Genomic DNA, 7212 nt, shown 5'->3' with positions numbered 1-7212 from the left:
AAAAGCGCTTACATATAACGATTTTATAAAACCATATATAACCAAAAAAATCGGTCGAGAAAAAAATCTCCCACAAAGTCTTGACTCAAACGGAGGACATCATCATGGTGGTGGCTTTGCGTTAATTGTTGTATTGTTTATTTTGCTAATTATTGTTGGCAGTGCTTATATTGGTGGCTGGGGTTATTAATTAACAATAGAGGGGGAAATACGTGATGTACGGATATGGCTATGGATACGGTTACGGTTATCCAGGATACGGAAAAACATTTGTGCTTATCGTCGTATTATTTATTTTGTTAATTATCGTCGGTGCGGCTTGGTGCTAAAAAGCAAGAGGGATTTCCCTCTTGCTTTTATGCATGTTTCCATTTTTGGATTAGTCGTATGAACAATAGTATGGCGCCGGAAGCTAAACCAGCAATAAGACCGAGCCAATACCCAAACGGCCCGGCGGTTGTATAGTGAGTGAAGACGTATCCAACCGGTAAACCAATTAACCAATACGATACGAGTGCAATAAAAAATGGAAAGCGAACGTCTTTGTATCCACGTAATGCCCCTTGAATAGGTGCTGCAACGGCATCAGAGAATTGGAAAAATAAAACGTATAACAAAAAACGCTTCGTCCATTGTAAAACAAGTGCATCATTCGTATATAAGGAAGCAATCGCTTCTCGAAATAGCAATAGGACGATAGAGACAACAATAGCCATCATCACAGCAGAACAAATACCAATCATACAGTAACGTTTCGCATGTTCTAAGCGTTTCGCTCCTACTTCAAAGCCAACAATAATGGTTAAAGTAAGGGAAACGCTTAGTGGAATCATATATAGAAGGGAAGCGAAGTTTAGCGCAGCTTGATGAGCTGCGATCGTTGCTGTTCCAAATTGACTCATCAACAACGTAACAGCCGAGAAAATGCTCGTTTCAAAAAAGATAGCTAATCCAATTGGTGTGCCGATCAAAAATAATTGTTTCCAAATAGAAAATGATATCGGATGCAGCTTTTTTAGTATATTGTATGTGGCGAAAGGTTTATGAATGCGAACGAGCAAAAATGCACATAACAATAAGCACCAATACGTTATGCTTGTAGCGTATCCCGCCCCTACTCCACCGAATGCAGGGATACCCCATCGTCCGAAAATGAATATATCATTCAATAAAATGTTTAATGGCAACGAGCATAGCGTTAACATCATTGTTACATTCGTTCGACCAAGTGCATCGATAAATGAACGAAGAACATGATAAATAAAAATCGGGACAACACCAATACATAATGCTTGTAAATATTGATAAGCAACGATTTGAACATCATGTTCGATCGGCATGTTTTCCAATAAAATAGGAACGAAAAAATAAATGAGCGTAAACACAAAGAAAGCAAAGACGGCCGCTAAGTATATCGCTTGTTCAACGGTTCGAGAAATACGCTCGTGGTCTTTCGCTCCAACCGCTTGGGAAACAATTGGGGTTAAACCGGTTAATATACCTCCGATTCCCGTAGATATAGCGACCCAAATGTTTGAGCCAATGGCTACACCTGCCAAATCAACTGCGCTATATTTCCCCGTCATTGTTACATCAAAAAAGTTCATCATATATAAGCTTATTTGCGTAAGAAAAATAGGAAATAATATATGTAAAAACTGCTTTATTTTTTCTTTTACCGTATATGTTTCTTTCATTTGCTCCTCCGAATACATGTGAAAAATATGAACAAACGATATTATAACATATCATTTTCATATATTCATGGATAATCCTCTTGCTTTTCATGTTAAGTTTTGTTACATTAAAAAAGTCGTTTTTTATTATAAACATCAGGTGAGGTGACGAGCATGCAATTATTACAAACGATTGTATCATTTTTAAACAACATATTATGGTCGTATGTTCTTATCGCTCTTTTAATTGTCGTCGGATTGTATTTTACATTCCGTACAAAATTTGTTCAATTTCGTTATTTCGGTGAAATGTTCCGTGTCATTACAGAGACGCCGGAAAAAACAGGTGCGATTTCGTCGCTCCAAGCGTTTTTCATGAGCACAGCATCTCGCGTTGGAACAGGTAACTTAGCAGGCGTTGCGTTAGCGATTTCCGTTGGCGGACCTGGTGCAGTATTTTGGATGTGGTTGATCGCTTTAATTGGTGGTGCGTCAAGCTTTGTGGAAAGCACACTCGCCCAAATTTATAAAGTGAAAGATGGAAACGGTTATCGTGGCGGTCCGGCATATTATATTGAGCAAGGATTGAAAAAACGTTGGCTCGGTATATTGTTTGCCATTTTAATTACGTTCTCATTCGGTCTTGTATTTAACTCTGTTCAAGCAAATACAATTACATTTGCATTTGAGCACGCGTTTCAAATGGATCGTACAGTGATCGGTATTGTACTTACTATTTTAACCGCCTTTATTATTTTTGGTGGTGTGCATCGTGTAGCGAAAGCATCGTCTATTATCGTTCCAGTGATGGCGAGTTTGTATTTATTGATTGCGTTTTATGTTGTCTTAACGAACATAACGGAGTTGCCAGCAGTATTTTCTTTAATTTTTAAAAATGCATTTGGTATTGAACAAGCAGTTGGTGGAGGCTTTGGTGCGGCAATTATGATGGGAATTAAGCGCGGCTTATTCTCAAATGAAGCTGGAATGGGTAGTGCGCCGAACGCAGCAGCGACAGCAGAAGTTTCCCATCCAGTAAAACAAGGTTTCATTCAAACATTAGGTGTATTTGTTGATACGTTAGTTGTTTGTAGTGCAACAGCATTTATGATTTTATTATCAGGCGATTATATGAAAGAAGGTCTTGATGGTATTACCTTGACACAAACGGCATTGAGCACACATATTGGTGAGTGGGCAAAAGGATTTGTTGCAGTGAGTGTATTTTTATTTGCATATAGTTCAATTATCGGAAACTATTATTACGGCGAAACAAATATTGAATTTATTCGTTCAAGCAAAGCGTCATTGCTCGTATATCGACTTGCGGTATTAGCTATGGTCATTTGGGGATCCATATCGAGCATTCAAATCGTTTGGGATTTAGCAGATTTATTTATGGCGTTTATGGTTATCGTGAACTTAGTTTCGATTTTCTTACTTGGTCGAGTCGCTTTCGCGGCATTACAAGACTATGTCACACAACGAAAACAAGGAAAAAATCCGGTATTTTATGCACGAAATATTGGTGTAGACCATCAAGTGCAATGTTGGAAAGAAAAACAAATTGAGTGGAAAAAAGAAGCGTAAAAATGAGGCTGCTAGATTGCAGCCTCATTTTTTGAATAAGCCGGCAATTCAATAATAAAACATGAACCATTCCCGAATTCGCTTTGAACACGCATCGAGCCTTTATGCAGTTCAATAATTTTTCGTGACAAAGATAAACCAAGACCTGTTCCTGCTGATTTTGTTGAAAAAAATGGATCGAAAACGTGATGGATAATGGTAGAAGGGATACCAGGTCCATTATCATGCACATAAATTTGAACGAGATTATTGTGCAATTTCGTTTCAATGTCTACCCGCAACGATTTTTCCGTTTTTGCTTCAATCGCATTGCGAAATAAGTTAATAAACACTTGCAACAATTGATTTTTGTCAATGTTAACAACGTATTGTTGTAGTTTTTCATCTAAATGATACGAAAGCTCTACGTTATGAAGAAGCGCTTCACTTTGTAACAAAAGATCTAAATCATGTCGAATAAATTCGTTTATTCCAATCCATTCTGCTTTTACTTCGCTCGGTTTTGCAACGTTTAAAAAATCTGTAATAATATCATTTGCTCGATCGAGTTCTGGAATGAGAAGTTGATCAATGAGAGTAACGATATGTTCAGGTAGTTGTTCTTTTAAAAACTGTAAATACCCTCTTACTGTCGTTAAAGGATTTCGAATTTCGTGAGCAATCCCGGCAGCAATCCGGCCAGCGATCGCTAGTTTCTCTGCTTCTTTTATTTGATTAAGCGATTGAAACATACTAATCACACGTTTAATCGACCCATCTTCGTTATATAAAATGCGCGTATTAATAATCCCGTAATATCGATCGAGCACTTCACAATTGTAAAGTGGCTGCTTCGTTCGCAATGTTTTTAACGTCATAATTTGTTCATCTGGGATGTTTAACAATTCGCGAATATGTTTGCCGATCATATCATCTCGGTTTACTCCAACATCGTTTGCTGCCTGTAAGTTACATAATGTAATTTTTCCTTCAGCGTCAACGAAAACAATATGATGAGAAACAAGGTCAAAAATAGGGGCTAAAAATTGTTCCACTTGTTCAAATGGATAGTCTCTTTGTAAATCAATATTCCATTGCAAAATGGGTGTTCTTTTCTCTTCCTTCTCTATTGTTTCAATCGTTGCAGAGGGAATATTTCTTTCTTTTTTTATTACTTTTCCGAGTTCATAATCAACGTATGAAAACGGAAAAGAAATGTGTTCCACAAAGCGTTTATATAACCGTATTTCTTCCTCGAGCTCATTTATTTTTTGTTTTAGTTGTTCATGACTTTCCATCCTTCTAACTCCTCATTTCACTATTCCTATGTTGAAGTTTAACGCAAAATTGACTAGTATGTAAATAAAATTTTATAAAACTATGTTCTAAATGAAAAGTGTGATAAATAACGAAACAGGAGAATAAGATGGGAAAGAATAAACGAGAAGGAGGAAGGAAAATGACACCTCAGTTTATGTCTTTCATCGATCCTTATGTTTATCAAACATTGCAAACGATTAGAGGGAAAGAAGTCATCATTGAAACGGTGCGAGGAAATGTGCAAGGCATTATTCAAGATGTGAAGCCTGATCATATTGTGTTAAAAAGTAGCGACACCCTCTTTTTTGTCCGCATCCAGCAAATCGTTTGGATTATGCCGAAATAAAAGAAGGAGGGAACTCGATGTTTACGAGAATAAACAGGCTTCAAATTGAATTGCCAAAGTCTACGTATGCGGACGCTAATGCAGCAGCGGCCGTTCAAGAGTTACTTGGTGGAAAATTTGGAGAAATGTCAACGCTAAACAATTACTTGTTTCAGTCATTCAATTTTCGGGAAAAGAAAAAATTGAAGCCTTTTTACGATTTAGTTGCAAGTATTACTGCAGAAGAATTAGGTCATGTGGAGCTCGTTACAACAGCTATAAACTTATGCTTAACAGGAACAACGCATGAAGGTGCCCCTGATATTACGCCAATGCAAAACGGAGTAGATCAACGAAATACGTATCATTTTATTGCAACTGCGCAAACAGCATTGCCAGGAGATTCGATGGGAAAATCGTGGTCAGGTGACTACGTGTTTAATAGTGGGAATTTAGTATTAGATTTATTGCACAATTTCTTTTTAGAGTGTGGGGCACGTACACATAAAATGAGAGTGTATGAGATGACCAATCATCCAGTTGCACGAGAAATGATCGGCTATTTACTTGTCCGAGGAGGCGTGCATGTCATCGCTTATGCAAAAGCACTTCAAATTGTTACAGGGGTGGATGTCACAAAAATGTTGCCGATTCCGAATTTAAGTAACGATAAATTTGATGCGGCAAAAAAGTACGAGGCGCAAGGATGGCATAGAAGACTATATACATTTAGCGAACATGATTTTCAAGATGTTAAACAAATTTGGAAAGGAACACATCCACTTGATGGAGGACAACTCGAGGTCATTCAAGGGACGCCAGCAGGTGCACCGATTCCAGATTTAGAAGCAGTGGAGGAAACATTTGCCCCCGACATTTCATACGAGGACTTTCTTGAAATTGCTAAGCGCCTTCAAAAATCAGCCGGTTTGTAAAATAAGCTATGCTATGTGCATAGCAATTTTTTTCGATCAATTTTTATAATAGAACTATGTTCTAAATAATCAATGTAAAATAAAAATAAATAACAACAAGAGACAATTGCTTGCGACTCCACAAATCAAATATAATAAAAAGGACACAAAGGAGGATGAAAACCATTGATTACGCTACAACATATTCAAGAAGCTCAACAACGAATGAAAGCGGTCGTTCATAAAACCCCTCTTGAATTTTCACAAACATTTAGTCGTTTATCGAATAATCGTGTATACATGAAGTTAGAAAATTTACAGAAAACAGGTTCATTTAAAGTACGCGGATCTTACAACAAAATTATGTTGTTAAGTGATGAAGAAAAAAGCCGGGGAGTTATCGCTGCTTCAGCGGGTAATCACGCACAAGGGGTAGCTTATTCAAGTAGGATGATTGGCATTCCGTGCACAATTGTCATGCCTAAAGGAGCACCATTAAGTAAAATTCAAGCCACGCAAAGCTATGGGGCAAATGTTATTTTACATGGGGATGTGTTTGACGAATCTTTAGAATACGCTCGAAAGCTTCAGCAGGAAACAGGTGCAACATTTGTTCATCCTTTTGACGATCCAGCTGTCATTGCTGGACAAGGAACAATCGGGCTAGAATTATTTGAACAACTAGACGATATTGACGCAGTGATTTGCCCGGTTGGAGGTGGGGGATTGCTAGCCGGTATAGCGATTGCGATGAAACAAAAAAATCCAGCTATTCGTGTATACGGTGTAGAATCTGCGGCTTGCGCGAGCACAACAGCAGCTAAAAAAAACAATCAACCGATTGTCATTACGCCATCCAATACGATTGCGGACGGCATTGCTGTGAAACGAATTGGAGATTTAACTTTTTCATACATACAAAAATATGTTGATGATATTGTTTGTGTAGAAGAAACAGATATTTCACGGACGATGTTATATTTGCTCGAGCGAAATAAATTGCTTGTTGAAGGGTCTGCGGCTTGCTCACTAGCAGCTTTATTGTATAAAAAAATCCCGCTTGAAGGAAAAAATGTTGTAGCCATTTTAAGTGGCGGAAATGTCGATGTCACACTCATTTCACGAATTATTGAACGAGGGCTCGTTGAATCAGGACGATTCGTCACATTTTCGACAGTCATTTCTGACAAACCAGGACAGTTAAATAAATTGTTGCGAATTATTGCAGATTTAGAAGCGAACGTCATGTCCATTGATCATCAACGGATGGGCACAAATGTTCTTCCAGGGCAAGCAGAAATTCGATTCTCCCTTGAAACAAAAAATAGCGAGCATATTGATCAAATTCAGCGTGTATTGATCGAATCTGGATACATGATCCGCCGACTAGACTAAACATGTAATTTGT

General features: G+C 37.9%; 8 protein-coding genes. 6 read left to right on the top strand and 2 right to left on the bottom strand.

Annotation, left to right across the window (positions count from 1 at the left end; genetic code table 11):
• Positions 1-49 precede the first annotated feature (49 nt).
• Entirely contained in the window at positions 50-190 is a 141-nt protein-coding gene (locus EKC99_RS11540; protein ID WP_163151969.1) for a YjcZ family sporulation protein, read from the top strand.
• 25 nt (positions 191-215) lie between these two features.
• Positions 216-329, top strand: a complete 114-nt coding sequence (locus EKC99_RS11535; protein ID WP_006318569.1) for a YjcZ family sporulation protein — start codon at positions 216-218, stop codon at positions 327-329.
• Positions 330-356: 27 nt separating this feature from the next.
• Here EKC99_RS11535 and EKC99_RS11530 read toward each other — a convergent pair whose 3' ends face one another.
• Complete coding sequence (locus tag EKC99_RS11530) at positions 357-1697, bottom strand: MATE family efflux transporter (RefSeq protein ID WP_075039101.1); 1341 nt, start codon at positions 1695-1697, stop codon at positions 357-359.
• Between the two features lie 153 nt (positions 1698-1850).
• Between EKC99_RS11530 and EKC99_RS11525 the strand changes: the two genes are divergently transcribed.
• The gene (locus tag EKC99_RS11525; RefSeq protein ID WP_021094058.1) at positions 1851-3266 is read left to right on the top strand and encodes an alanine/glycine:cation symporter family protein; all 1416 of its coding nucleotides are present in this window, start codon (positions 1851-1853) and stop codon (positions 3264-3266) included.
• 11 nt (positions 3267-3277) lie between these two features.
• Here EKC99_RS11525 and EKC99_RS11520 read toward each other — a convergent pair whose 3' ends face one another.
• Positions 3278-4543: a two-component system sensor histidine kinase NtrB gene (locus EKC99_RS11520; protein WP_021094057.1), complete on the bottom strand. Its 1266-nt coding sequence runs from the start codon at positions 4541-4543 to the stop codon at positions 3278-3280.
• Positions 4544-4704: 161 nt separating this feature from the next.
• Here EKC99_RS11520 and EKC99_RS11515 point away from each other — a divergent pair, with 161 nt between their 5' ends.
• The 3 genes from EKC99_RS11515 to ilvA all read left to right on the top strand — a co-directional run bounded on the left by EKC99_RS11515 (position 4705) and on the right by ilvA (position 7199).
• The gene (locus tag EKC99_RS11515) at positions 4705-4911 is read left to right on the top strand and encodes a YuzF family protein (RefSeq protein ID WP_075039100.1); all 207 of its coding nucleotides are present in this window, start codon (positions 4705-4707) and stop codon (positions 4909-4911) included.
• Between the two features lie 17 nt (positions 4912-4928).
• On the top strand, positions 4929-5825 hold the full coding sequence (locus tag EKC99_RS11510) for a manganese catalase family protein (protein WP_075039099.1): 897 nt from the start codon (positions 4929-4931) through the stop codon (positions 5823-5825).
• Positions 5826-5990: 165 nt separating this feature from the next.
• Positions 5991-7199 (top strand): threonine ammonia-lyase, encoded by a 1209-nt coding sequence (gene ilvA, locus EKC99_RS11505; protein WP_075039098.1) that lies wholly within the window; start codon positions 5991-5993, stop codon positions 7197-7199.
• Positions 7200-7212 lie beyond the last annotated feature (13 nt).

Source organism: Anoxybacillus sp. MB8, from assembly GCF_011006755.1.
In the GTDB taxonomy this organism is placed as follows: Bacteria; Bacillota; Bacilli; order Bacillales; family Anoxybacillaceae; genus Anoxybacillus; species Anoxybacillus gonensis.
Note: the sequence above shows the minus strand (reverse complement) of the source record. Positions and strands in the feature narration are given on the sequence as shown.